At 71.1% G+C, this 23667-nt stretch carries 16 protein-coding genes; 11 read left to right on the top strand and 5 right to left on the bottom strand.

The genetic code is table 11. The annotated features are described in order from the left end of the window. The first annotated feature begins 9 nt into the window (after positions 1 to 9). Positions 10 to 3096, top strand: coding sequence for a helix-turn-helix transcriptional regulator (locus LNW73_RS08945; protein ID WP_250989564.1), 3087 nt, complete (start codon positions 10 to 12; stop codon positions 3094 to 3096). Here LNW73_RS08945 and LNW73_RS08940 read toward each other — a convergent pair. From LNW73_RS08940 to LNW73_RS08930, 3 genes are all read right to left on the bottom strand, one after another. After that, the gene (locus tag LNW73_RS08940; RefSeq protein WP_203674013.1) at positions 3077 to 3238 is read right to left on the bottom strand and encodes a DUF6191 domain-containing protein; all 162 of its coding nucleotides are present in this window, start codon (positions 3236 to 3238) and stop codon (positions 3077 to 3079) included. The genes LNW73_RS08945 and LNW73_RS08940 overlap by 20 nt on opposite strands. Before the next feature lie 17 nt (positions 3239 to 3255). Further along, on the bottom strand, positions 3256 to 4455 hold the full coding sequence (locus LNW73_RS08935) for a PQQ-dependent sugar dehydrogenase (RefSeq protein WP_250989563.1): 1200 nt from the start codon (positions 4453 to 4455) through the stop codon (positions 3256 to 3258). Between the two features lie 273 nt (positions 4456 to 4728). Next, a complete protein-coding gene (locus LNW73_RS08930) occupies positions 4729 to 5721 on the bottom strand; it encodes an aldo/keto reductase (RefSeq protein ID WP_250977879.1) in 993 nt (330 codons plus the stop codon). Positions 5722 to 5808: 87 nt separating this feature from the next. On the opposite strand from LNW73_RS08930, the gene LNW73_RS08925 reads away from it, so the two are divergent. The 7 genes from LNW73_RS08925 (at position 5809) to LNW73_RS08895 (ending at position 16178) form a co-directional block, all read left to right on the top strand. Continuing rightward, a complete protein-coding gene (locus LNW73_RS08925) occupies positions 5809 to 6762 on the top strand; it encodes a 2-hydroxyacid dehydrogenase (RefSeq protein ID WP_250989562.1) in 954 nt (317 codons plus the stop codon). Positions 6763 to 7029: 267 nt separating this feature from the next. Further along, complete coding sequence (locus LNW73_RS08920) at positions 7030 to 9870, top strand: putative bifunctional diguanylate cyclase/phosphodiesterase (protein WP_250992854.1); 2841 nt, start codon at positions 7030 to 7032, stop codon at positions 9868 to 9870. A gap of 197 nt (positions 9871 to 10067) precedes the next feature. Then, complete coding sequence (locus LNW73_RS08915; protein ID WP_250977881.1) at positions 10068 to 11945, top strand: acetolactate synthase large subunit; 1878 nt, start codon at positions 10068 to 10070, stop codon at positions 11943 to 11945. A 31-nt stretch (positions 11946 to 11976) separates the two neighbouring features. Further along, positions 11977 to 12504, top strand: a complete 528-nt coding sequence (ilvN, locus tag LNW73_RS08910; RefSeq protein WP_250977882.1) for an acetolactate synthase small subunit — start codon at positions 11977 to 11979, stop codon at positions 12502 to 12504. Positions 12505 to 12628: 124 nt separating this feature from the next. Next, positions 12629 to 13630 (top strand): ketol-acid reductoisomerase, encoded by a 1002-nt coding sequence (ilvC, locus tag LNW73_RS08905; RefSeq protein WP_250977883.1) that lies wholly within the window; start codon positions 12629 to 12631, stop codon positions 13628 to 13630. A gap of 235 nt (positions 13631 to 13865) precedes the next feature. After that, the gene (gene serA, locus LNW73_RS08900; protein ID WP_250977884.1) at positions 13866 to 15458 is read left to right on the top strand and encodes a phosphoglycerate dehydrogenase; all 1593 of its coding nucleotides are present in this window, start codon (positions 13866 to 13868) and stop codon (positions 15456 to 15458) included. A 132-nt stretch (positions 15459 to 15590) separates the two neighbouring features. Next, positions 15591 to 16178, top strand: coding sequence for a Uma2 family endonuclease (locus LNW73_RS08895; protein WP_250989561.1), 588 nt, complete (start codon positions 15591 to 15593; stop codon positions 16176 to 16178). 17 nt (positions 16179 to 16195) lie between these two features. Here LNW73_RS08895 and LNW73_RS08890 read toward each other — a convergent pair whose 3' ends face one another. Then, entirely contained in the window at positions 16196 to 17425 is a 1230-nt protein-coding gene (locus LNW73_RS08890; RefSeq protein ID WP_250989560.1) for a PucR family transcriptional regulator, read from the bottom strand. Positions 17426 to 17561: 136 nt separating this feature from the next. Between LNW73_RS08890 and LNW73_RS08885 the strand changes: the two genes are divergently transcribed. Beyond that, positions 17562 to 18491 (top strand): proline dehydrogenase family protein, encoded by a 930-nt coding sequence (locus LNW73_RS08885; RefSeq protein WP_250989559.1) that lies wholly within the window; start codon positions 17562 to 17564, stop codon positions 18489 to 18491. Between the two features lie 121 nt (positions 18492 to 18612). Then, on the top strand, positions 18613 to 20241 hold the full coding sequence (gene pruA / locus LNW73_RS08880; protein ID WP_250977888.1) for an L-glutamate gamma-semialdehyde dehydrogenase: 1629 nt from the start codon (positions 18613 to 18615) through the stop codon (positions 20239 to 20241). 529 nt (positions 20242 to 20770) lie between these two features. Here pruA and LNW73_RS08875 read toward each other — a convergent pair. After that, positions 20771 to 22363 carry a purple acid phosphatase family protein gene (locus LNW73_RS08875; protein WP_250989558.1) on the bottom strand — a complete coding sequence of 531 codons (1593 nt, stop codon included), beginning with the start codon at positions 22361 to 22363 and terminating at the stop codon, positions 20771 to 20773. A 130-nt stretch (positions 22364 to 22493) separates the two neighbouring features. On the opposite strand from LNW73_RS08875, the gene LNW73_RS08870 reads away from it, so the two are divergent. Further along, positions 22494 to 23531: a 3-isopropylmalate dehydrogenase gene (locus LNW73_RS08870; protein ID WP_250989557.1), complete on the top strand. Its 1038-nt coding sequence runs from the start codon at positions 22494 to 22496 to the stop codon at positions 23529 to 23531. Positions 23532 to 23667: the final 136 nt, after the last annotated feature.

The raw sequence follows: 23667 nt of genomic DNA, 5'->3' as shown, positions 1-23667 counted from the left end.
TGCCGTGCGATGCTCAGCACTGTGCAGACCCAGTCCGTCAGCCCCGTCTTCGTCGGCCGCGACAGCGAAATGACCCGCCTCGCCGATGCGCTCGCCCGCGCCCGAGCGGGCGAGCCGCAGGGCCTGGTCGTCAGCGGTGAGGCCGGCGTCGGCAAGACCCGCCTCACCGAGGAGTTCCTCGCGGCCGCCGCCTCGTCGGGCGCGGTCACCGCCGTCGGCGGCTGTGTGGAGATCGGCGCGGACGGTCTGCCCTTCGCCCCGGTGTCGACCGCACTGCGCTCGCTGTACCGGCAGCTCGGGGACGAGCTGACGGCCGCCGCAGGCAACCAGGCGGGCGAGCTGTCGCGGCTCCTGCCCGAGCTGGGCGAACACCGCGAGATGACGCGCGACGGGCGCGATTCGCAGGACGACGACGGCCGGGTGCGGCTCTTCGAGCTCACCGCCCGGCTGCTGGAACGGCTCGCGGCGGACCGTACCGTCGTCCTCGTCCTGGAGGACCTGCACTGGGGCGACCGCTCCACCCGCGAGCTGCTCGCCTACCTCTTCCGGTCGCTGCACCGCGGCCGGCTCGTGATCGTGGCCACCTACCGGTCCGACGACATCCACCGCAGGCACCCGCTGCGGCCCTTCCTCGCCGAGCTGGACCGGCTGCGCACCGTCGACCGGATCGAGCTGTCCCGGTTCAGCCGCGCGGAGGTCCGCCGCCAGATCACCGGCATCCTGGCCGCCGAGCCCGAAGGCGGCATGGTGGACCGGGTCTTCGAGCGTTCCGACGGCAACCCGTTCTTCGTGGAGGAACTCGCCGTCAGCATCCAGCAGGGCTGCAGCTCCGGGCTGAGCGACTCACTGCGCGACCTGCTGCTGGTGCGGCTCGAAACGCTGTCGGAGGACGCCCAGCGCGCCGCGCGGATCGTCGCCGAGGGCGGCACCACCGTGGAGTACCCGCTGCTCGCCGCCGTCGCGGGACTCTCCGAGGACGACCTCATCGAGGCGCTGCGCGCCTGCGTCGGCGCCAACATCCTGCTGCCCTCCGAGGACGGCGACGGCTACCGCTTCCGGCACTCCCTGGTCCGCGAGGCGGTCAGCGACGATCTGCTGCCGGGGGAGCGCAGCCGGATCAACCGCCGGTACGCACAGGCCCTGGAGACCGGCCCCGGCCTGGTCCGCGCGGACGAGCGGGCCGCCCGGCTGGCCAGCTACTGGTACTACGCGCACGACCCGGCCAAGGCGCTGCCCGCCGTGCTGCGCGCCTCCGTCGAGGCCCGGCACCGGCACGCCTACGCCGAGCAGCACCGGCTGCTGGAGCGGGCCCTGGAGCTGTGGGAGGACACCCCGGAGGAGATCCGCGGCGAGCTGCGCCCCGCGGACTACGCCGAGGTCTACCCGCCGTGCGGCTGCCACCCCGACACCCCGCTGAGCTTCCTCGACCTGCTGGCCGAGATCACCGTCTCCGCCCGGCTGAGCGGTGAGCCCGAGCGCGCCTTCGCCGTGGCCAAGCGCGCGCTCCGGCTGATCGACGACACGACGGACGCGCTGCGGGCCGCCTGGTTCCGGGCCCAGCGCTCGCGACTGGTCCAGGACCTGGGCCGCGGCGACGGCTGGGAGGACGTGGGCCGCGCCCAGGAGCTCCTGCGCGGCCTGCCGCCGTCCGCCGTCCACGCCGACGTCCTCGCCTTCGCCGCCGCCTGGATGATGATCCACAAGTCCGGTGAGGAGGCCATCACCACGGCGGAGCGGGCCGTGGACCTGGCCCGCCTGGTCGGCGCCCGCGAGACGGAACTGAACGCCCGGCTGACCCTCGGGCTGCTGCACGCCGACTCCGGGGACGTCGAGGGCGGTCTGGTGCTGGCCGAGGACGTCTGCCGCGAAGCGCGCAAGCTCCGACTGCCCGGGCTCATCGGCCGCTCCCACGGCAACCTCGCCTCGGTCCTGGAGGGCGTCGGCCGGTCCCACGACGCCATCGCGGTCGCCACCGAGGGCATCGAGCTGGTCCGGGAGATCGCCACCCGCAGCGTCCGCGCCTATCTGCGCGGCAACGAGGGCGAGTCGCTGTTCTCGCTCGGGCTGTGGGACCGCAGCGAGGCGGCGGTCCAGTGGGCCCGCACCAACGGGTCCGGAAGGATGGCGGCCGGCGGACAGACGATGAACCTGGGCTTCCTCGCCCTGCGCCGCGGCCGGACCGGAGCGGCCGACGAGTACGCGACGGCCGCCCGCGAGAGCTTTCTGCACGACACCCAGCCGCAGCACCTGGTCCCGATCCGCACGCTGACGCTGGAGATCGCCGTCCGGCGGGGCCGCTTCGACGAGGCGCGTACCGTCCTGGCCGACGCGCTCGACGAGGGCTTCGTGCCCGGCACGTCCCGCTACTGGTGGCCGCTGCTGGCCGCCGGCGCCGCCGCCGAGGCGGACGCGCCCTGGATGACCGTCGACGACCGGGACCGCGCGGCGCACCTGAAGCGCATCCGCACCACCGCGTCGTCACTCCCCCGGCTCGCACCGGTCTGGGAGGCGTACGCCCTGCTCGTCGAGGCGGAGCTGGCCCGCGCCGGGGGACAGGCCGCGCCCGAGCGGTGGGCCGCCGTGGTCCGCGCCTTCGAACCGGTGGGGCGCCCGTACGAACTCGCCCAGAGCCGCTACCGGTGGGCCGAGGCGCTGCTGGCCACCGGGCACGAGACCGGGGAGGCCCGCGAGGCCAGGGAGAGCCGTGAGGAGGCCTGCGCGCTCCTCACGCTCGCCCACACGGCCGCCGAAACGCTCGGCGCCCGCCCGCTGGCCGACGAGGTCGCGCAGCTCGCCCAGCGCGCCCGGCTGTCGCTGCACGAGCCGGCCGGCCGGGACGGCGCGCGGGCGGTCCCCGCGGTGGACGAACCCGCGGATCCGGCCGAGGCGCTGGGCCTGACGGCACGCGAGCGCGACGTGCTGCGGCTGGTCACCGACGGCCGGACGAACCGTCAGATCGCCGAGGAGCTCTTCATCTCGCCGAAGACGGCGAGCGTGCACGTCTCCAACATCCTGGCCAAGCTCAACGTCTCCGGCCGGGGCGAGGCGGCGGCACTCGCGCACCGGCTGCGGCTGTTCACGGTTCCGTCCGTATGACGACCGTCCCGGACTCGAGGTCTATCGACCCGCGTCCGGGATCGTTGTCGCCGGTGTCCTCGCGGGACAGCGCCAGCCGGTTCCGCTCGTCGTCGGTGTGCTTGCGTCCCGGGGTGAACAGCTCCTCGAGGGGATTGAACATCGCGCACCTTCCCGGTGTCAGCCGACCTTGAGCCGCAGAATGCGGTCGTCGCCGGGCTTGGGGGTGCCCCGCCCGTCCGTGTTGCTCGTGGTCAGCAGCAGGGTGCCGTCCTCCACGGTCACCACGGTACGCAGCCGCCCGTAGGTTCCGGTGAAGAACGCCTGTGGGGCCGCGGCGGCCTTCGTGCCGTCCAGCGGGATGCGCCACAGCCGCTCGCCCTTCAGCGAGGCCATCCAGATGCAGCCGGCGGCGTAGGCGATGCCGCTGGGGGAGGCGTCGTCGGTGTGCCACTGCGCGACGGGGTCGACGTATCCCGCGCGGTGCGCCTGGCCCTCGACGACCGGCCAGCCGTAGTTCTTGCCCGGCTCGATGAGGTTCAGCTCGTCCCAGGTGTTCTGCCCGAACTCCGCCGCCCACAGCCGGCCCTGCGCGTCCCACGCCAGGCCCTGCACATTGCGGTGGCCGTACGAATAGACCACGGAGTCCGCCTCGGGGTTGCCGTGCGCCGGCTGCCCGTCCGGGGTCATCCGCAGGATCTTCCCGCCCAGCGACGTCTTGTCCTGGGCCAGCGGCTGGTTCCCGCTCTCACCGGTCCCGGCGTAGAGCATCTTGTCGGGGCCGAAGGCGATCCGGCCGCCGTTGTGGTTGGTGCCGCTGGGGATGCCGCGCAGGATCGTGTCCGGCGCCCCCAGCTGCTGGCCGACCGGCCGGGACGGGTCGTAGAGCATGCGCGCGATGCGGTTGTCGTCGGCGGTGGTGAAGTACGCGTACACCAGCCGGTCCGCGCCGAACGACGGGGAGATGGCGAGCCCGAGCAGCCCGCCCTCGCTGCCCGGCGTCCCGCCGGCCACCCCCGGCACCGAGCCGACCTCGGTGGTCTTCCCGGTGGCCGGATCGGTCCTGAGGATCTTCCCGGTGTCCCGGGAGGCGACCAGCAGTGCCCCGTCCGGGAGTTCGGCCACCCCCCACGGCGTGGTGAGGCCGGTAGCGACGGTCCCGGTCACGGTGGCGGTGCCCGTCGCCGGAGCGGCGGACTCGGAATCCGACGGTTCGGCGGTCGCCGTGGGAGCGGCGGCGGTGGAGGTGGCCGGCCGCGACGTGGCCGGCGGCTCCGGCACCCCGCCGTCGGGCGACGAGCAGCCCGCGAGCAGCGCGGCGGCGGCGAGCACGGACGTCACGGCGGTCACGGTGGTCGCGGTGGTGGTACGGCGGTGCACGGCGGGTCCTCCCTCGTGGTGTCCCGCGGCGGCATCACCGGGCTCCGCCCCGCGATGCCGGCCTGGGACTCGGGGACGACCCCCGGGAAATTGCAGCACACAACGGGCCCGCGCCGCCCGGCTCTTCGCGGTTCCGATGGCCCGCCTCCGGTTGCCGTCGTCCGCCCGCGGCCCCCGCGAGCCGGTCGCCCACCGCCTCTCACGCCCGCCCGTCCCAGTCTCCCGCCCGCCCCGGGAGCCCGCACGATCAGTCCCGGGAGCCCGCACCCCCCGTCAGTCCCAGGAGCCCCGTACGGCGGGCAGCCCGGCGATCTCCGCGAAGTCCGCCGGCTCCAGGCGGAGCGCCGCCGCCCCCGCGTTCTCCGCCGCCCAGCGCCCGGTCTTGGTGCCCGGCACCGGGACCACCGCGGGCCCCTGGCCCAGCACCCAGGCCAGCGCCACCTGGGCCGGGGTCGCGCCGTGCCGTTCCGCGATCCGCCGCAGGCCCGCCACGATCGGCTGGTTGGCGGCCATCATCTCGGCCGTGAACCGGGGATGCCGGGCCCGCAGATCATCCGGCTCGAAGCCCTGCCCCGGGGTGAGGGTGCCGGTGAGGAAGCCGTTGCCGAGCGGCATCGCCGCCATGAACCCGACACCGCGCGCCGCGCACCACGGCACGAGCGCCTCCAGCGCCTCGGTGGACCACACGGACAACTCCGCCTGCACACAGCTCACCGGGAAGACCTGCTGCGCGCGCACCAGCTGCCGGATCGTTTCGTCGTGCATACGGGAGCCGGTCCGCCGGTTTCCGCGGGCGCCGACCGCGCACAGCCCCAGCGCACGCACCTTGCCCGCCGCCACCAGCTCCGCCATCGCGCCCCAGGTCTCCTCGACCGGGACCTCCGCGTCGATCCGGTGCAGCTGGTACAGGTCGATGACATCGGTCTGCAGCCGCCGCAGCGACGCGTCGCAGGCCCGCTTGACGTAGCCGGGCCGCCCGTTGGCCACGATGTGCTGCTCGCCCACCAGCAGCCCGCACTTGGTGGAGACGAACACGTCCTGGCGGCGCTCCCGCAGCACCCGCCCGACCAGCAGCTCATTGGTGAACGGCCCGTACATGTCGGCGGTGTCCAGCAGCGACGTCCCGCTGTCCAGCGCCGTGTGCACCGCCCGCAGGGACCCCTCGCCGTCCTGCCGCGAAGCGCTGTACGCCCAGCTCATGGGCATGCAGCCCAGGCCCACGGCGCCCACTTCGAGAGCTGCTGCACCGATTGTCCTGCGCTCCACCTGGCCTGCCCTTCTCACAGCGCCCCAACAGGGGCGTGGACCAAGGTAACGTCCCCCTCGGACAGTGCATCGCATAGCCTCCTGACCATGGCTGACACGTTGCTGAACCACCGGCCCCAGGTCTGGCTGCCCATCCCGGCCGAGGAGATCGGCCCGCTGCCCACCGACCTGGACTACGTCTTCTGGAACGGTGCCGACGCGTACCCGGCGGATCCGTCGACCGCCGCGTTCTACGTCGTCCCGTACATGAAGGGAGCGGAGGTCGCCGCCCGGCCGCTGCCCCGGATGACGGGCCTCCGCGTCGTACAGACCCTGAGCGCCGGCACCGACCAGGTGGCCGGCCACCTCGGGCACCTGCCGCCCGGCGTACGCCTCTGCAACGCCCGCGGCGTGCACGAGGCGAGCACCGCGGAACTCACCCTCGCGCTCACCCTCGCCTCGCTGCGCGGCATTCCGCGCTTCGTCCGCGGCCAGGACGCCGAGGAGTGGCACGACGGCTTCTACCCCGCGCTCGCCGACAAGAGCGTGCTGATCATCGGCTACGGCTCGATCGGCAGTGCGATCGAGGACCGGCTCACCCCGTTCGAGTGCGACATCGTCCGGGTCGCCCGCACCGCGCGCCCCTCCCCGCGCGGCCCGGTGCACGCCCTCGCCGAACTGCCCGAACTCCTGCCGGAGGCCGATGTGGTGGTGCTCTCCACCCCGCTGACCGAGGCGACCAGAGGACTGGTGGGAGCGGAGTTCCTGTCCCGGATGAAGGACGGCGCACTCCTGGTGAACGTCGCGCGCGGGCCCGTGGTCGACACCAAGGCGCTGCTCGCCGAACTGGAGTCCGGACGGCTGCGCGCGGCACTCGATGTCACGGACCCGGAACCGCTGCCCGCCGGGCACCCGCTCTGGCACGCTCCGGGCCTTCTCATCAGCCCGCACGTCGGCGGCAGCACCTCCGCGTTCCTCCCGAGGGCCAAGCGGCTGCTGCGCGCACAGTTGTTCCGTTTCGCCACAGGAGAGCCGCTGAGCAACGTGGTCACCACCACCTGACGTCGCAGGTGGAGGGCGTGCGGCACCCGGTGACTGCACTGCGTGGTGGTGATCTCCCTTGCGGTTACGCTGTGTAGAGGAACTATGTCCCTGAGTGACGAGTCTGGTGTATCGTCCCGACCGGGGGACGCGTCACGGACGCCCATGGGTTGCCGGCGGCGCGCGAAAGGTCAGCAAGCGAGGGGGGCGACGGGTGATGCACGGCCAATGGCGAGACGACCTGACGCGGTACAGCGGCGCACCGCGACAGCGATACGGGACCACACGGTGAGCTCGACCGGGGCGGTGATCGCTCAGCCGCCCGCCCACACCGGCCGGGCGGGGCTCGTGCCGCAACTCCTGGTCGCCGTGCTCTGCGGAGGCTACGCGACCGGCGCCGCGGTGGGCTGGGGATCGGCCTGGATCGCCGACATCATGGGCGACTTCGGGCTCGCCGCCGCCGCGGCCGCGGCCAGCGTCTCCTCGTTCGTCTACGCCCGGACCCTCACCGGCCGCCAGCGGCCCACCTGGTTCCTGTTCGCCGGCTCGTCCGCCATGGTGGCGCTCGGCAACGGCACCTGGGGCTGGTACGAGGTCGTGCTGGACGGCCCGTACCCCAAGACCTCGATCGCCGACTTCTTCTTCCTGCTCTTCGCCCCACCGGCGATCATCGGTCTGCTGATGCTCGCCAAACGCCCGGTCACCCGGGCCGGCTGGGTCTGCCTGGCGCTGGACGCCTGGCTCGTCGGCGGCTCGCTGCTCACCCTGGCCTGGAGCCTCGCGCTCGCCAACGACGCGAGCCTGAAGGGGCTCAGCGCCGCCCAGGCCGCGCTGCGGCTCGCCTACCCGCTGCTCGACATCGCGCTCGCCAGCATGGTGCTGGCGCTGCACTTCCGGCGCTCCCCGGCCAACCGCGTCGCGGTCAACACCGCCATCGCCGCCCTCGCGCTGACCGTGCTGTGCGACGCGCTGTTCCGTTCCCCGCTCTGGCGCGACCACTACCAGTCCGGTCACATCCTGGACGCCGGGTGGTTCGCCGGCAGCATGCTCCTCGCCTACGCCCCCTGGGCGGGCCGGCGGGACGCCGCCCGGCTGGAGCCGCGCTCCATCGCGCACTCCAGCCGCAAGGTCGCCGGCTCGCTGGCCGCCCTCGTCCCGTACCTCTCGGCGGGCGTCTGCACCCTCGGCATCCTGTACAACGTCATCGACGGCCGGAAGACCGACCATGTGGTGCTCTTCACCGGCTGCACCGTCGTCCTCGCGCTCGTCGTCCGCCAGGGCATCATGCTGCTCGACAACATCTCCCTCACCCAGGAACTGGCCCAGAAGGAGAACCACTTCCGGTCCCTGGTGCAGGGCTCCAGCGACGTCATCATGATCGCCGCGCCCACCGGCGTGCTGCGCTATGTGAGTCCGGCGGCCCGGGGTGTGTACGGGCGGGACGCCGAGGACATGGTGGGCACCGAGCTCGCCTCGCACATCCATCCCGAGGACCTGGGGCGGGTGGTGCACGAGGTCCGCAGGTTTCTCGCCGCCTCGCCCGCCGCGGAGCCCGCTACGCGCATCGAGTGCCGGATCCGCGCCGGCCGCGGCCGGGACGGCGGCGGCTGGCTCAACGTGGAGTCCAGCGTCAACCGCTACCAGGGCGGGCTGATCTTCAACAGCCGCGATGTGACCGAACGGGTGCGATTGCAGGCCCAGCTCCAGCACAACGCCTCGCACGACCCGCTCACCGACCTGCCCAACCGGGCCCTGTTCACCGAACGGGTGAGCCGGGCCCTCGGCGGCCGGCGCAGCGGCGACGGCGAGGCGGCGGTGCTCTTCGTCGACCTCGACGGTTTCAAGGCGGTCAACGATACGGTCGGCCACCAGGCCGGCGACGAGCTTCTCGTCCAGGCGGCCCGGCGGCTCCAGGAGTCGGTCCGGTCCGGGGACACGGCGGCACGGTTGGGCGGCGATGAATTCGCCGCCCTCATCTGTGGCGGGAGCGCCGACCGCGAGCTGCGGGAGTACCAGATCCACGAGATCGCCGACCGGCTGCGGTCCGCGCTCTCCGAGCCGTACCGCGTGGAGTCCGGCGAGGTCCGGGTCGCCGCCAGCATCGGGGTCGCCTTCGCCGAGCCGGGGATCACGCCCAGCGAGCTCATGCGCAACGCGGACCTGGCGATGTACCGCGCCAAACAGGCGGGCAAGGGCCGGGTCGAGATGTACGCGCCCCAGATGCAGGCCGACGTGGTGCGCCGCGCCGAGCTGGCCACCCGGCTGCGCAACGCCCTGCACGACGGGGAGTTCACCCTGCTGCACCAGCCCGTCGTCGAGCTGCGCACCGGGCGGGTGGCGGCCGTCGAGGCGCAGGCCCGCTGGCGCTCCGCCCAGGGCATCCTCTTCACCCCCGCCGAGTTCCTGCGGGTGGCGGAGGACACCGACCGCACCGCGGAGCTGAGCCGCTGGCTGCTGCAGGAGGCGGTCGAACAGGCTGCGCTGCGGCACGGCTCGGGCCATGCCGTGCCGGTGGCCGTCCGGATGTCCGTCCGCCGGCTGATGCACCGGGACCTGCCGCTCGGCAGCATCGAGACCCTGCTGAGCCGCCATGAACTGCCGGCCGGCGGCCTGGTGTTGGAGCTGACCGACAACGACCCGCGGATCTCCCTGGAGGAGCTGGAGCGCAGGCTCTCGGCGCTGCGCCGGCTCGGTGTGCAGATCGCGCTGGACGGCTTCGGCACCGGATACGCCGCGATGACCGCGCTGCGTACCCTCCCGGTGGACCTGCTCAAGATCGACCGCAGCTTCGTCGAGGGGATCGTCGAATCCGCCCGGCTGCACAAGATCACCGCGGGCATGCTGCGGATCGCCGAGGACCTGGGCATCCGCACCGTGGCGGACGGGGTGGACCGGCCCGAGCAGGTGACCGCGCTGCGCGCCATGGGCTGTACGCACGGCCAGGGCATGGCCTTCTCCGGGCCGCTCGACGAGCACCGGCTGAGGGGCTCCCTGGCCCGTGGCGGCTACCCCGTACCTCATGGTTCCATCGCTCTGACCGGCGGCCCACTACCCGTGCGGCACACCGGAAGCACCGGAACGAGTGATCCCCTTCGCTCAAATGCTGAGACGCCCGTCCCACCCGCTTGACACTCCGAGGGGTCCAGAGGGAGGGTCGTGTCCATGCGCACCCGAATTCTCGTACTTGGAAAGCGCGTCGGCTGACCGAGGCCCACCATCGCCTTGGAAAACGCACCGACGCGCTCCCCTCGCTTGCCTGACGGCACGAGGGGTTTTTTGTTGCCTGGCACCCAGAAGAAACTCATCTTCGAGAGAAGAGAACGCAGATGACCGAGCAGGCCACCGGGGCCCCCCATCCGCAGCAGCGGGCCCGCAGCGGGGGACAGCAGCCCACCACTCCCGAGCGCATGACGGGCGCGCAGTCCCTCATCCGTTCGCTCGAGGCGGTCGGCGCCGACACCGTATTCGGTATCCCTGGCGGTGCGATCCTGCCGGCCTACGACCCGCTGATGGACTCCGTCAAGGTCCGCCACATCCTGGTCCGCCACGAGCAGGGGGCCGGCCACGCCGCCACCGGCTACGCGCAGGCCACCGGCCGGGTCGGCGTCTGCATGGCCACCTCGGGTCCGGGCGCCACCAACCTCGTCACGCCGATCGCCGACGCCCACATGGACTCCGTCCCGCTGGTCGCGATCACCGGTCAGGTCGCCTCCAAGGCGATCGGCACCGACGCCTTCCAGGAGGCGGACATCTGCGGCATCACGATGCCGATCACCAAGCACAACTTCCTGGTGACCAAGGCCGAGGACATCCCGCGGACGATCGCCGAGGCGTTCCACATCGCCTCCACCGGCCGTCCGGGCCCGGTCCTCGTCGACATCGCCAAGGACGCGCTGCAGAACCAGACGACCTTCTCCTGGCCGCCGCAGATGGACCTGCCCGGCTACCGCCCGGTGACCAAGCCGCACGCCAAGCAGATCCGCGAGGCCGCCCGGCTGATCAACGAGGCCCAGCGCCCGGTGCTGTACGTCGGCGGCGGCGTCATGAAGGCCCGCGCCACCGCCGAGCTGCGGATCCTGGCCGAGCTGACCGGCGCCCCGGTCGTCACGACGCTGATGGCGCTCGGCTCGTTCCCTGACAGCCACCCGCAGCACGTCGGCATGCCCGGCATGCACGGTGACGTCACCGCGGTCACCGCGCTGCAGAAGTCCGACCTGCTGATCGCGCTCGGCGCCCGCTTCGACGACCGGGTCACCGGCCGGCTCGACACCTTCGCCCCGTTCGCGAAGATCGTGCACGCCGACATCGACCCCGCCGAGATCGGCAAGAACCGCGCCGCGGACGTGCCGATCGTCGGCGACGCCCGCGAGGTCCTCGCCGACCTGATCGTCGCGGTCCAGGCGGACCACGAGGCCGGCCACAAGGGCGACTACACCGACTGGTGGAAGGACCTCAACCGGTGGCGTGACACCTACCCGCTGGGCTACGACACCCCGAACGACGGCAGCCTCTCCCCGCAGCAGGTCATCGAGCGGATCGGCCAGCTGGCCCCCGAGGGCACCCTGTTCGCGGCCGGCGTCGGCCAGCACCAGATGTGGGCCGCGCAGTTCATCAAGTACGAGAAGCCCAACACATGGTTCAACTCCGGCGGCGCCGGCACCATGGGGTACGCGGTGCCCGCCGCGATGGGCGCCAAGGCCGGCGTCCCCGGCGCGACCGTCTGGGCGGTCGACGGTGACGGCTGCTTCCAGATGACCAACCAGGAGCTGGTCACCTGCGCGCTCAACAACATCCCGATCAAGGTCGCCATCATCAACAACGGCGCCCTGGGCATGGTCCGCCAGTGGCAGAACCTCTTCTACGGCGAGCGGTTCTCCAACACCGTGCTGCACGCCGGTGAGACCAACGCCGACAGCGGCTCGACGGTCGGCGTCGGCTCGACGGTGAACCGCGGCACCCGCGTCCCGGACTTCGTCAAGCTGTCCGAGGCGATGGGCTGCGTGGGTCTGCGCTGCGAGAGCCCGGACGAGCTGGACGCGGTCATCGCCAAGGCCAACTCGATCAACGACCGCCCGGTGGTCGTGGACTTCATCGTCCACGAGGACGCCATGGTGTGGCCGATGGTCGCGGCCGGTACCTCCAACGACGAGATCCTGGCCGCCCGCGACGTCCGCCCGGACTTCAGCGACGGCCAGGAAGACTGAGGCGCAGGACCGAGAGAAGGAACGAAGCGACATGTCCAAGCACACGCTCTCCGTCCTGGTGGAGAACAAGCCCGGCGTCCTCGCCAGGATCACCGCGCTGTTCTCCCGCCGCGGGTTCAATATCGACTCCCTCGCGGTGGGCACCACGGAGCACCCCGAGATCTCCCGCATCACGATCGTCGTCAACGTGATCGACGAGCTGCCGCTGGAGCAGGTCACCAAGCAGCTCAACAAGCTGGTCAACGTTCTGAAGATCGTAGAACTGGAGCCCGGCGGCGCTGTTCAGCGTGAACTCGTTCTGGTGAAGGTGCGGGCCGACAACGAGTCCCGATCCAAGATCGTCGAGATCGTCCAGCTGTTCCGCGCCAAGACCGTGGACGTCTCTCCCGAGGCCGTCACGATCGAGGCCACCGGCGGCGCCGACAAGCTCGAGGCGATGCTCAAGATGCTGGAGCCCTTCGGCATCAAGGAGCTGGTGCAGTCCGGCACCATCGCCATAGGGCGGGGCGCCCGCTCCATCACCGACCGCTCGCTGCGGGCTCTCGACCGCTCCGCGTAGTGACCGGCGCACCGCGTCGCCGCTCCGGCGGCGACGCGGTACCGCATAGCGAGACCGACAAGCTTTCTTCCGCCCACCGGACGTACTGTGTGGGCAATCCACCAGAACCAAGGAGATATCCCAAGTGGCTGCCGAGCTGTTCTACGACGACGACGCCGACCTCTCCATCATCCAGGGCCGCAAGGTCGCGGTCATCGGATACGGCAGCCAGGGCCACGCCCACGCGCTGTCGCTGCGTGACTCCGGCGTCGACGTGCGCGTCGGCCTGCACGAGGGTTCCAAGTCCAAGGTCAAGGCCGAGGAGGAGGGCCTGCGCGTCGTCTCCGTCGCCGAGGCCGCCGCCGAGGCCGACGTGATCATGATCCTGGTCCCGGACCCGCTCCAGGGCAAGGTCTACGAGGAGTCCATCAAGGACAACCTCAAGGACGGCGACGCGCTCTTCTTCGGTCACGGCCTCAACATCCGCTACGGCTTCATCAAGCCGCCGGCCAACGTCGACGTCGCCCTGGTCGCCCCGAAGGGCCCGGGCCACCTGGTCCGCCGCCAGTACGAAGAGGGCCGCGGCGTCCCGTGCATCGCGGGCGTCGAGCAGGACGCGACGGGCAAGGCGTTCGCGCTCGCCCTTTCCTACGCGAAGGGCATCGGCGGCACCCGTGCCGGCGTCATCAAGACCACCTTCACCGAGGAGACCGAGACCGACCTCTTCGGCGAGCAGGCGGTCCTCTGCGGCGGTGCCTCCGCGCTCGTCAAGGCGGGCTTCGAGACCCTCGTCGAGGCCGGCTACCAGCCCGAGATCGCGTACTTCGAGTGCCTCCACGAGCTCAAGCTGATCGTGGACCTCATGTACGAGGGCGGTCTGGAGAAGATGCGCTGGTCGGTCTCCGAGACCGCCGAGTGGGGCGACTACATCACCGGCCCCCGCATCATCAACGACCAGACCAAGGTCGAGATGAAGAAGGTCCTCGCCGAGATCCAGGACGGCACCTTCGCCAAGAACTGGATGGCCGAGTACGAGGCCGGTCTGCCGAAGTACAACGAGTACAAGAAGGCCGACCAGGACCACCTGCTGGAGACCACCGGCAAGAAGCTCCGCAAGCTCATGAGCTGGGTCGACGACGAGGCGTGAGCCTCATCGGGTGCGGGGCGGTCGCAGTGGCCGCCCCGCACCTTGTCCACGGCGTACAGCCACGTGCGGGTGATCCTTCCACCAAGGCACAAGTCGTACTCGGCGGCGCCGATACACTGCAACTACAAAGCGCGTCAGGCTCACAGCGTCGTGCGTCTTCCACGCGGCATGCCATCCCCTCCCTCCCTGGAGCGTCCGCGGGACCGGCCGCCCACGAAGGACAAGTGAGGACCACGTGAGCCAGAAGCCTGTCGTACTCATCGCCGAAGAGCTGTCGCCTGCCACTGTCGACGCACTGGGACCGGATTTCGACATCCGGCACTGCAACGGCGCCGACCGGGGTGAGTTGCTCTCCGCGATCAAGGATGCCGACGCCATCCTGGTCCGCAGCGCCACCAAGGTGGACGCGGAAGCCATCGCCGCCGCGCCCAAGCTGCGAGTCGTCGCCCGCGCGGGCGTCGGTCTGGACAACGTCGACGTGTCCGCCGCCACCAAGGCCGGCGTGATGGTCGTCAACGCCCCGACCTCGAACATCGTCACCGCCGCCGAGCTGGCCTGCGGCCTGCTCATCGCCACCGCCCGTAACATCGCGCCGGCCAACTCGGCGCTGAAGAACGGCGAGTGGAAGCGGAACAAGTACACCGGCGTGGAGCTGGCCGAGAAGACCCTCGGCGTCGTCGGCCTCGGCCGCATCGGCGCGCTGGTCGCCCAGCGCATGTCCGCGTTCGGTATGAAGATCGTCGCGTACGACCCCTACATCCAGCCCGCTCGCGCGGCCCAGATGGGTGTCAAGATCCTCAGTCTGGACGAGCTGCTGGAGGTCTCCGACTTCATCACCGTCCACCTGCCGAAGACCCCCGAGACCCTCGGCCTGATCGGTGACGACGCCCTGCACAAGGTCAAGCCGTCGGTCCGGATCGTCAACGCCGCGCGCGGCGGGATCGTCGACGAGGAGGCGCTCGCCTCGGCCCTGAAGGAGGGCCGCGTCGCGGGTGCCGGCCTGGACGTGTACGCGAAGGAGCCGTGCACCGACTCCCCGCTCTTCCAGTTCGACAACGTGGTGGCCACCCCGCACCTGGGCGCCTCCACCGACGAGGCGCAGGAGAAGGCCGGCATCGCCGTCGCCAAGTCCGTCCGCCTCGCGCTCGCCGGTGAGCTGGTACCGGACGCGGTCAACGTCCAGGGCGGCGTCATCGCCGAGGACGTACGCCCGGGTCTGCCGCTCGCCGAGAAGCTCGGCCGGATCTTCACCGCGCTGGCCGGCGAGGTCGCCGCCCGCCTGGACGTCGAGGTCCGCGGCGAGATCACCCAGCACGACGTGAAGGTGCTCGAACTCTCCGCGCTCAAGGGCGTCTTCGAGGACGTCGTCGCCGAGACGGTCTCCTACGTCAACGCGCCGCTGTTCGCCCAGGAGCGCGGTGTCGAGGTCCGGCTGACCACGTCGAGCGAGTCGCCCGACCACCGCAACATGGTCACGGTGCGCGGCACCCTGACGGACGGTACGGAGGTGTCGGTCTCCGGCACGCTGGCCGGCCCGAAGAACATCCAGAAGATCGTCGCCGTCGGCGACGAGGACGTGGACCTGGTCCTCGCCGACCACATGGCCTTCCTCCGCTACACCGACCGCCCCGGCGTCGTCGGCACGGTCGGCCGCATCCTCGGTGAGGCCGGCGTCAACATCGCGGGCATGCAGGTCGCCCGCGCGGCCGTCGGCGGCGAGGCCCTCGTGGCCCTGACCGTCGACTCCTGCATCCCGCCTGCCGCCCTGGCCGAGATCGCCGAGGAGATCGGCGCCACGTCGGCCCGCGCGGTGGACCTCACGGACTGACCGCAGGTCACCGACCTACCGAGGTCATGACGCCAGCGACGCAGCCGCCCTTCACTCGTCTGAGGGGCGGCTTCGTCATTCCCTCCCGCTACGCTGAACGCTGCGGACAGAATCCCGTCCATGGGAGGAATCATGACTGCCGAACCGCTTCCGGCCTGGGCTTTCCCGCCCGCGGGCGGATTCACCGCGGACGACCTCGACCGCATCCCCGATCTCCCGCCGCACACAGAGCTGATCGACGGGAGCCTGGTCTTCGTGAGCCCGCAGAAGAGTTTCCATACGCTGGCCCTGTACATGCTGGAACATGGGCTGCGACGATCCGTGCCCGAGAGCCTGCGGGTGCGCCGGGAGATGACGATCGTTCTGGACCGGTTCAACCGTCCTGAGCCGGACATCTCTGTCGTACGTGCGGAGGCGGTGGCCGACGAGGGGCTCAACGAGACCCGCTGTCTCGTCGAGGATGTCGTTCTCGCCGTGGAAGTGGTCTCCCCCGAGTCCGTGGCGCGTGACCGCAATCGCAAGCCCCAGCTCTACGCGGCAGCGGGCATCCCGAACTTCTGGCTTGTCGAGCAGTCGGAGGTGGCAGAGCCGATCGTCCACGTCTACGAGCTGGACCACGTCGCCAGCGAGTACCGGCACGCGGGCATCCACCACAAGCGCCTGGTGGTCCCCGTCCCCTTCGCCATCGACATCGACCTCACCGAGATCAACCGCCTCTGAGACCCAGCCCCATCGCCCTAGAGCCGCGCCGCCTTCAGTGCCATGTGCAGCAGCAGCCGGTCCTCGCCCTCGTCGAGGTCGAGGCCGGTGAGCTGTTCGATGCGGGAGAGGCGGTAGTAGAGGGTCTGGCGGTGGATGGCGAGGGCGGCGGCGGTGCGGCCGGCCTGGCCGGCGCAGTCGAGGTAGACCTCGGCGGTGCGGGCGAGCTCGCGGTGGGACGGCTCCAGCAGCGGGAGTACGGCGGGGTCGGGGGCGGTGCCGCCGGGGAGCGCCGAGAGCATGCGGTACGGGCCGAGGCCCGACCAGTCCGCGACGGGTGCGAGCCGGGGCTGGGCGCGGGCCGCGCGGGCGGCCGCGGTCGCCTGCCGCCAGGCCTCCGACAGTCCGTCCAGCCCGCGCGCCGGGTCGCCGATTCCGGCCACCGCGCCGGGCGCGGTCGAGGTCTCCAGCAGCCGGGCGGCGGCGGTGCGGGCGGGGGAGAGGTGCTGGGCGGAGCGGAGCCGGACCAGTACGGCCAGCGGTTCGGCGGCCGGCACCGGGCCGGGGCCGGGCGGCCCGTGGGCCGGGACCCGGCAGAGCGCGGCGGCGCCCGGGATCGAGCGGATCCCGGGCAGTTCCGCCGAGCCGTCGTCCGCGCCGTCGGCGGTATCGGATCCGGCGGTGCTGTCCAGGGCGGGCGGCGCCGTCCAGCCCAGCACGCACACCAGCGCGTGCACCTCGTCCGCGTCCGGGCCGAGGGCCGCGCTCAGCGCGTCCCGCGCGGCCTCGCGGCGCTGGCCGGGGCTCGCGGTCAGGGCCGCGCGCAGCTCACGGCCGACATCGGCCCCCGCCCGGGACTCGGCGGCCAGCCGGTCGCCGATCCGGTCGCAGACCTCCATCGCGGCGACGAGCCGCGGGTCGGGATCCGGTCCGGCGGCCGAATCGTCGAGCAGCCACACATAGCCGTGCACGATGCCGCGATGGCGCACCGGCAGGCAGATCCGGCCCCGGACGACGCCCGCGTCAGGAGCGGCGGGGATGCGGACCGGGCCGGTGGCGCGGGCGATGCCGAAGCGTTCGAACCAGGAGCGGACCTCGGCCGTCGAGCGCCGGGTCAGGATCGACCGGGTGCGGACGGGGTCCATCGCGCCGTCGTCGCTGTCGTGCGCGCCGAAGGCGATCAGCCGGAAATCGCGGTCCTCCAGGGTCGCGGGCGCGCCGACGAGAGCGGACACCTCGTCGACCAGTTCCTCGTAGTCACCTCGCACCCCGCCATTGTCTCTTACATCTGTATGAGGGATGCCGCACGGATGCGTGACAGGTGTCGATGGTTCACGGGGTAGGTGAACCCTAGATTTCGCGGTGTCGCTGCCTGTTCATGCTCTGATCCTGAAGGAGGCCCCCGTGCTCGGTCCCGTGTTGCTCGCCGCCTCGCGCAGCGACCGCATGCGTCGCATCGTCGCCGCCGCGCCGATCACCCGTCCCGTGGTGAACCGTTTCGTCGCCGGCGACGAACTGCATCCCGCCATGGACAACGTCCGCGAGCTCACCGCCTCCGGCCTGGAGGTCACCCTCGACCACCTGGGCGAGGACGTCACGGACGAGGCCACCGCGCGCGCGACCCGCGACGCGTACCTGGGCCTGCTGCGGGCGCTGGAGACCGAGGGCCTCGGCACCCGCGCCGAGGTCTCCGTGAAGCTCTCCGCGTTCGGGCAGGCGCTGCCGGACGGCGGCCACGACATCGCGCTGGAGAACGTCCGCGAGGTCGCGGAACTCGCCACCGCGATCGGCACCACGGTCACCCTCGACATGGAGGACCACACCACGGTCGACTCGACCCTGGGAATCCTCGCCGAGCTGCGCAAGGAACACCCGGACACCGGCGCCGTCATCCAGTCGTACCTGTTCCGCACCGAGGACGACGCCAGGAAGCTGGCCGTCGCCGGCTCGCGCGTGCGCCTGGTGAAGGGCGCGTACAAGGAGCCCGCGAGCGTCGCGTTCCAGTCCAAGGCGGAGGTCGACAAGGCGTACGTTCGCGTCCTGAAGATCCTCATGGCCGGCGACGGTTACCCGATGGTCGGCTCGCACGACCCGCGCATGATCGCCATCGCCCAGGAGCTGGCCGCGCGCTACGACCGCAAGCCCGGCAGCTACGAGTTCCAGATGCTCTACGGCATCCGCACCGCCGAGCAGCGCCGCCTCGCGCACGACGGCGAGCGCATGCGCATCTACGTGCCCTACGGCGCAGACTGGTACGGATACTTCATGCGCCGCCTCGCGGAGCGTCCGGCCAACCTCGCCTTCTTCCTCCGTTCCTTCCTCCCCAGCCGCTGAGCCCACCCGTCACCCGCCGCCACCCTTCCAACGAGCGCTGCGCGCGCCCCCTTCACTCTCGACCCCGTTGGGCAACCCTCACTCCCGCTGCGAAACCCTCACCCCAAAGGAGCGCACTTCGATGGATGCTGTGACCCAGGTCCCCACGCCGGTGAACGAGCCGATCCACTCCTACGCCCCGGGATCCCCCGAGCGCGCCCGGCTCGAAGCGAAGCTGAAGGAGCTGGCCGGCAATCCGATCGACCTGCCGATGACCATCGGCGGCGAGCAGCGGATGGGCGGCGGCGAGCGCTTCGACGTCGTGCAGCCGCACAATCACAGCGCCCGCATCGGCACCTACGCCAACGCCACCGCCAAGGACGCGCAGGACGCCGTCGACGCCGCCCTCGCCGCGGCCCCGGCCTGGCGCGCGCTCTCCTTCGACGACCGCGCCGCGATCATCCTGCGCGCCGCCGACCTGCTGTCGGGCCCGTGGCGCGAGACGCTCGCCGCCTCGACGATGCTCGGCCAGTCGAAGACCGCCCAGCAGGCCGAGATCGACTGCCCGTGCGAGCTCGTCGACTTCTGGCGCTTCAACGTCTCCTTCGCCCGGCAGATCCTCGCCGAGCAGCCGATCAGCAGCGCGGGCGTGTGGAACCGCAGCGACCACCGGCCGCTGGAGGGCTTCGTCTACGCGATCACGCCGTTCAACTTCACGGCCATCGCGGGCAACCTGCCGACCGCCCCCGCCCTGATGGGCAACACCGTCGTGTGGAAGCCGTCCCCGACGCAGACGCACGCCGCCGTGCTGCTCATGCGCGTGCTGGAGGCCGCCGGCCTCCCCAAGGGCGTCATCAACCTGGTGACCGGTGACGGCATCGCCGTCTCCGAGGTGGCGCTCACCCACCCGGACCTGGCCGGTATCCACTTCACCGGCTCGACCAAGACCTTCCAGCACCTGTGGAAGACGGTCGGCACCAACATCGAGAAGTACAAGACGTACCCGCGCCTCGTCGGTGAGACCGGCGGCAAGGACTTCGTCGTCGCCCACCCCTCCGCCGACCCGGCGATCCTGAAGACCGCGCTGACCCGCGGCTCCTTCGAGTACCAGGGCCAGAAGTGCTCGGCCTCCTCCCGCGCCTACATCCCGCGCTCCATCTGGGAGAACGGCTTCAAGGAGGAGTTCGCGGCCGAGGTCGACGGCATCACCATGGGTGACGTCACCGACCTGTCGAACTTCATCGGCGCCGTCATCGACGAGCGTTCCTTCGCCAAGAACAAGGCGGCCATCGACCGCGCGAAGTCCGACCCGACCATCGAGGTCGTCGCCGGCGGCACCTACGACGACTCGGTCGGCTACTTCGTCCGCCCGACCGTCCTGGTCTCGACCGACCCGGCGAACGAGATCTTCCGCGACGAGTACTTCGGCCCGATCCTCGGCATCTACGTCTACGACGACGCCGACTTCGACACCATGCTCGCCCAGATGGAGTCGGTCTCGCCGTACGCCCTCACCGGCTCGATCATCGCCCAGGACCGCGCCGCGGCCGTCGACGCGATGGAGAAGCTGCGCTTCGCCGCCGGCAACTTCTACATCAACGACAAGTCGACCGGTGCCGTCGTCGGCCAGCAGCCCTTCGGCGGCGGCCGTGCCTCGGGGACGAACGACAAGGCCGGCGCCGCGTCCAACCTGATGCGCTGGACGTCCACCCGCTCCATCAAGGAGACGCTGGTCCCGCCGACCGACTACCGGTACCCGCACCAGGGCTGAGCAGCCCGGTCGAGGCCCCGTAGCGGCCGCACCGCGGGCCGACCGCAGACCGCCGCCCCCGTATTCCGGTCCCCATCCGGATGCGGGGGCGGCCTGCGTTCGGGTGGTCTCCGTCTCAGATAGTAGGAAGTCCGAGTAACTGTGGAGACATAACGGCCGCACTGACCTAGCTTTGTAGAAGCCGAACGAATCGCTCCACCAGCGATCGGCGGATGCGAACCAGCGCCCTTCACGCAGGTCACCCCCTGCGGCGCACGTTCCCCGCCCCGTTCTATGGCGACAACCATCTCCTTGATCTTCCTTTGGAGCTGATCACCATGGACGAGACCGCACGCGAGAACGCGATGAAGGCACTGCAGCGCTCGCTCGACCGCCGGGACAACGGCGGCAGCACGGGCCACGAGGCCCGCTAGCGCGGCGCAGCCCGTTAACGAATTGGTCCTCAAGCGCCGGACCGGCTGACCAGCCGGTCCGGCGCTTGAGGAGGTTGCTCAGCGAGCCTCGCGCGCCACCGTGCTGTGCTGGTTCTTCACTTCGCCCTGCGGGCCACCGTGAAGTGGTCGACGCGCTCACCGGTCTCCGCCAGCGCGGACACCGTCAGCGTCGACGTCCGGCCGGACGACGCCGGCTCGACCTCGACCGCGATGAACGAGTAGCCCGTGTAGCGGACCCGGGACCAGGTGACGGTCTCGGTGACCTTGCCGCCGCCCTTGGCCGAGTGCCAGGTGGTGACGGAGTCGACGTTGTGCTCGTGACCCTCGTACGAGTCGGGCGCCGGGAAGTCGTAGAGGCTGCGGCCCGCGCCGCCGGCCGTCACGTAGACGACGCCGTCCTTCTCGGGGTGCACCGTGTCGCCGATGGCGACCGGCTTCGAGACCTTGCCGCCGCGGATCGCGTCGGTGCGCTCGTACACGTGGTTGTGGCCGTTGACGACCAGGTCGACCTGGTGCTTCTCGAAGAGCGGCACCCACTTCTCCTGCACACCGCCGTCGGAGGCGTGCGAGTTGGTGGTCGAGAAGGCGCAGTGGTGGAAGAAGACCACGATGAAGTCGATGCCGCGCTGCCTGCGCAGCTCACCGAGGCGCTTGTCCAGCCACGCGGTCTGCTTGCCGGCGCTGATGTCGTAGTTGGCCGGGATCTCGTACGAGACGTCGTTCGCGTCGAGCGCCACCACAGCGGTGTTGCCGTAGACGAACGAGTACGCGCCCGGCTGGTTCTTCGCGTCCGGGCCGTTGCCCGGCAGGCTCCAGCGGGCTTCCTGGCCGCCGTAGCCGTTGGGGGAGTACCAGGCCTCCATGTCGTGGTTGCCGGTCGTCACCATCCACGGGACACGGGCCGCGACGGACTCGGTCTGGGCCAGGAACTGGTCCCAGGTCCGCGCGTCGTAGACGGAGGAGTCCGACTGCTGGCCGGAACCGGCCGGGTCGGCGTAGCAGATGTCACCGGCGTGCAGGTGGAACGCCGGGTTCTGCGCCAGGATCAGGCTGTCGTTGGCGAGCGCGTGGTAGCTGACGCCCTGGTCGCCGAAGGCGGTGAAGGTGAACCGCTCACCGCTGCGCGCGGGCGCGGTGGTGAAGCTGCCGATGGTGCCGAACGCCTGGCCGGCGGCCGGGTCGAAGCCCTCGTGGCCGACGCCGTAGTAATAGGTGGTGCCGGGGTGCAGCCCGTCCAGCGCGGCGTGCAGGTAGTACTGGTCCACCGGCGGCAGCTTGCTGTTGAGCAGCTGCGGGGTGTGCAGCGCGCGGACCTCGGCCTGGATCTTGTGGCTGAGGGCCCAGGGCTTGAGGCCCACCCGGATGAACGGCTTGTTGACGGCCAGCGGGACCTGCCAGGAGACCCGGAACTGGGTCTTGGGGTCCGCGCCGAAGGCGAGGTGGCGCCCGAAGGGGGCGACGAGGGAGCCGCTGACGTGATGCCCGGTCGCGGGCTTGCTCAGCAGCGTGGGCGAGGCGGCGGCCGCGGTGCCGCTCAGCAGTCCGGCCCCCGCTACCGCACCGGCGGCAGCGACGGTGCCGCGCATGACCCCGCGGCGGGTCAGCCGGGAGCGCAGGTATTCATGCTGTTCGGCCATGCTCATCCGGTCGGCGAGCTTGTCCGCAATACCCATACGTGGTGTGTCCATGCCGCGCAATGTCGCATTGCCGTTCGACGCTTGGTCGTACTCCGGATGAACGGTGCATGGCGACCCTCCCATATGTCCGTCATGCGGACACCATGTGTCATTCAATGGGACGCCGAGTAGGGTTTCGGCCATGTCTCGCACCCTCAGCCTCGCAGTGATCCCCGGTGACGGAATCGGCCAGGAGGTCGTGGCCGAAGGCCTCAAGGTCCTTGCCGCCGCCCTCCCTTCGGACGTGAAGCTGGAGACGAAGTCCTTCGATTTCGGCGCCAAGCGCTATCACGCCACGGGTGAGACGCTCACCGAGGACGACCTGACGCAGCTCAAGGAGCACGACGCGATCCTGCTCGGCGCGATCGGCGACCCGTCGGTGCCGTCCGGAGTGCTGGAGCGCGGTTTCCTGCTGAAGCTCCGCTTCGCCTTCGACCACCACGTCAACCTCCGCCCCAGCAGGCTCTTCCCCGGCGTGGCCACCCCGCTGGCCGGCAGCCCGGACATCGACTTCGTCGTGGTCCGCGAAGGCACCGAGGGCCCGTACACCGGCAACGGCGGCTCCATCAGGACCGGCACCCCGCACGAGGTGGCCACCGAGGTCAGCCTGAACACCGCGTTCGGCATCGAGCGCGTGGTGCGTGACGCCTACGCCCGCGCCCAGGCCCGCCCGCGCAAGAAGCTCACGCTGGTCCACAAGAACAACGTGCTGGTCTACGCCGGCCACCTGTGGACGAACATCTTCAACAAGGTCGGCGAAGAGTTCCCCGACGTGACCACGGACTACCTGCACGTGGACGCGGCGACGATCTTCCTCGTCACCGACCCGGCGCGCTTCGACGTGATCGTCACCGACAACCTCTTCGGCGACATCATCACCGACCTCGCCGCCGCCGTCTCCGGCGGCATCGGGGTCGCCGCCAGCGGCAACATCAACCCCAGCGGCGATTTCCCGTCGATGTTCGAGCCGGTGCACGGCTCCGCCCCGGACATCGCCGGCCAGAGCAAGGCCGACCCGACCGCGACGATCCTCTCCGTGGCCCTGCTGCTCCAGCACCTGGGCTACGCCGACGAGGCCGCCCGGGTCGAGAAGGCCGTGCACGCGGACCTCGCCGAGCGCACCGCTCCGCGCAGCACGGTGGAGGTCGGCGACGCGCTGGCCGCCCGAGTAGCCGGCTAGTACCCGCCCGTCTCCCACCACCGCCCTTCCAGGGAGCGCTTCGCGCGCACCTACCCTCTGGCCCCTCTGGGCTAATCCCCCGGCCGGGTGCGACCATCGACCCCGGGCCGCACATTTATGCCTATGGCCCCATCGC

Origin of the sequence: Streptomyces sp. RKAG337 (genome assembly GCF_023701715.1) — a bacterium.
Taxonomy (GTDB): Bacteria; Actinomycetota; Actinomycetes; order Streptomycetales; family Streptomycetaceae; genus Actinacidiphila.
This window is presented reverse-complemented; position numbering and strand designations above follow the sequence as displayed.

What these genes read in the sequence shown, in the direction of transcription:
- pruA (WP_250977888.1), top strand. Translation starts at nt 18,613, where the DNA reads ATGGATGCTGTGACCCAGGTCCCCACGCCGGTGAACGAGCCGATCCAC.
- LNW73_RS08925 (WP_250989562.1), top strand. Translation starts at nt 5,809, where the DNA reads ATGGCTGACACGTTGCTGAACCACCGGCCCCAGGTCTGGCTGCCCATC.
- LNW73_RS08870 (WP_250989557.1), top strand. Translation starts at nt 22,494, where the DNA reads ATGTCTCGCACCCTCAGCCTCGCAGTGATCCCCGGTGACGGAATCGGC.
- LNW73_RS08945 (WP_250989564.1), top strand. Translation starts at nt 10, where the DNA reads ATGCTCAGCACTGTGCAGACCCAGTCCGTCAGCCCCGTCTTCGTCGGC.
- LNW73_RS08940 (WP_203674013.1), bottom strand. Translation starts at nt 3,238, where the DNA reads ATGTTCAATCCCCTCGAGGAGCTGTTCACCCCGGGACGCAAGCACACC.
- LNW73_RS08875 (WP_250989558.1), bottom strand. Translation starts at nt 22,363, where the DNA reads ATGGACACACCACGTATGGGTATTGCGGACAAGCTCGCCGACCGGATG.
- LNW73_RS08895 (WP_250989561.1), top strand. Translation starts at nt 15,591, where the DNA reads ATGACTGCCGAACCGCTTCCGGCCTGGGCTTTCCCGCCCGCGGGCGGA.
- ilvN (WP_250977882.1), top strand. Translation starts at nt 11,977, where the DNA reads ATGTCCAAGCACACGCTCTCCGTCCTGGTGGAGAACAAGCCCGGCGTC.
- LNW73_RS08915 (WP_250977881.1), top strand. Translation starts at nt 10,068, where the DNA reads ATGACCGAGCAGGCCACCGGGGCCCCCCATCCGCAGCAGCGGGCCCGC.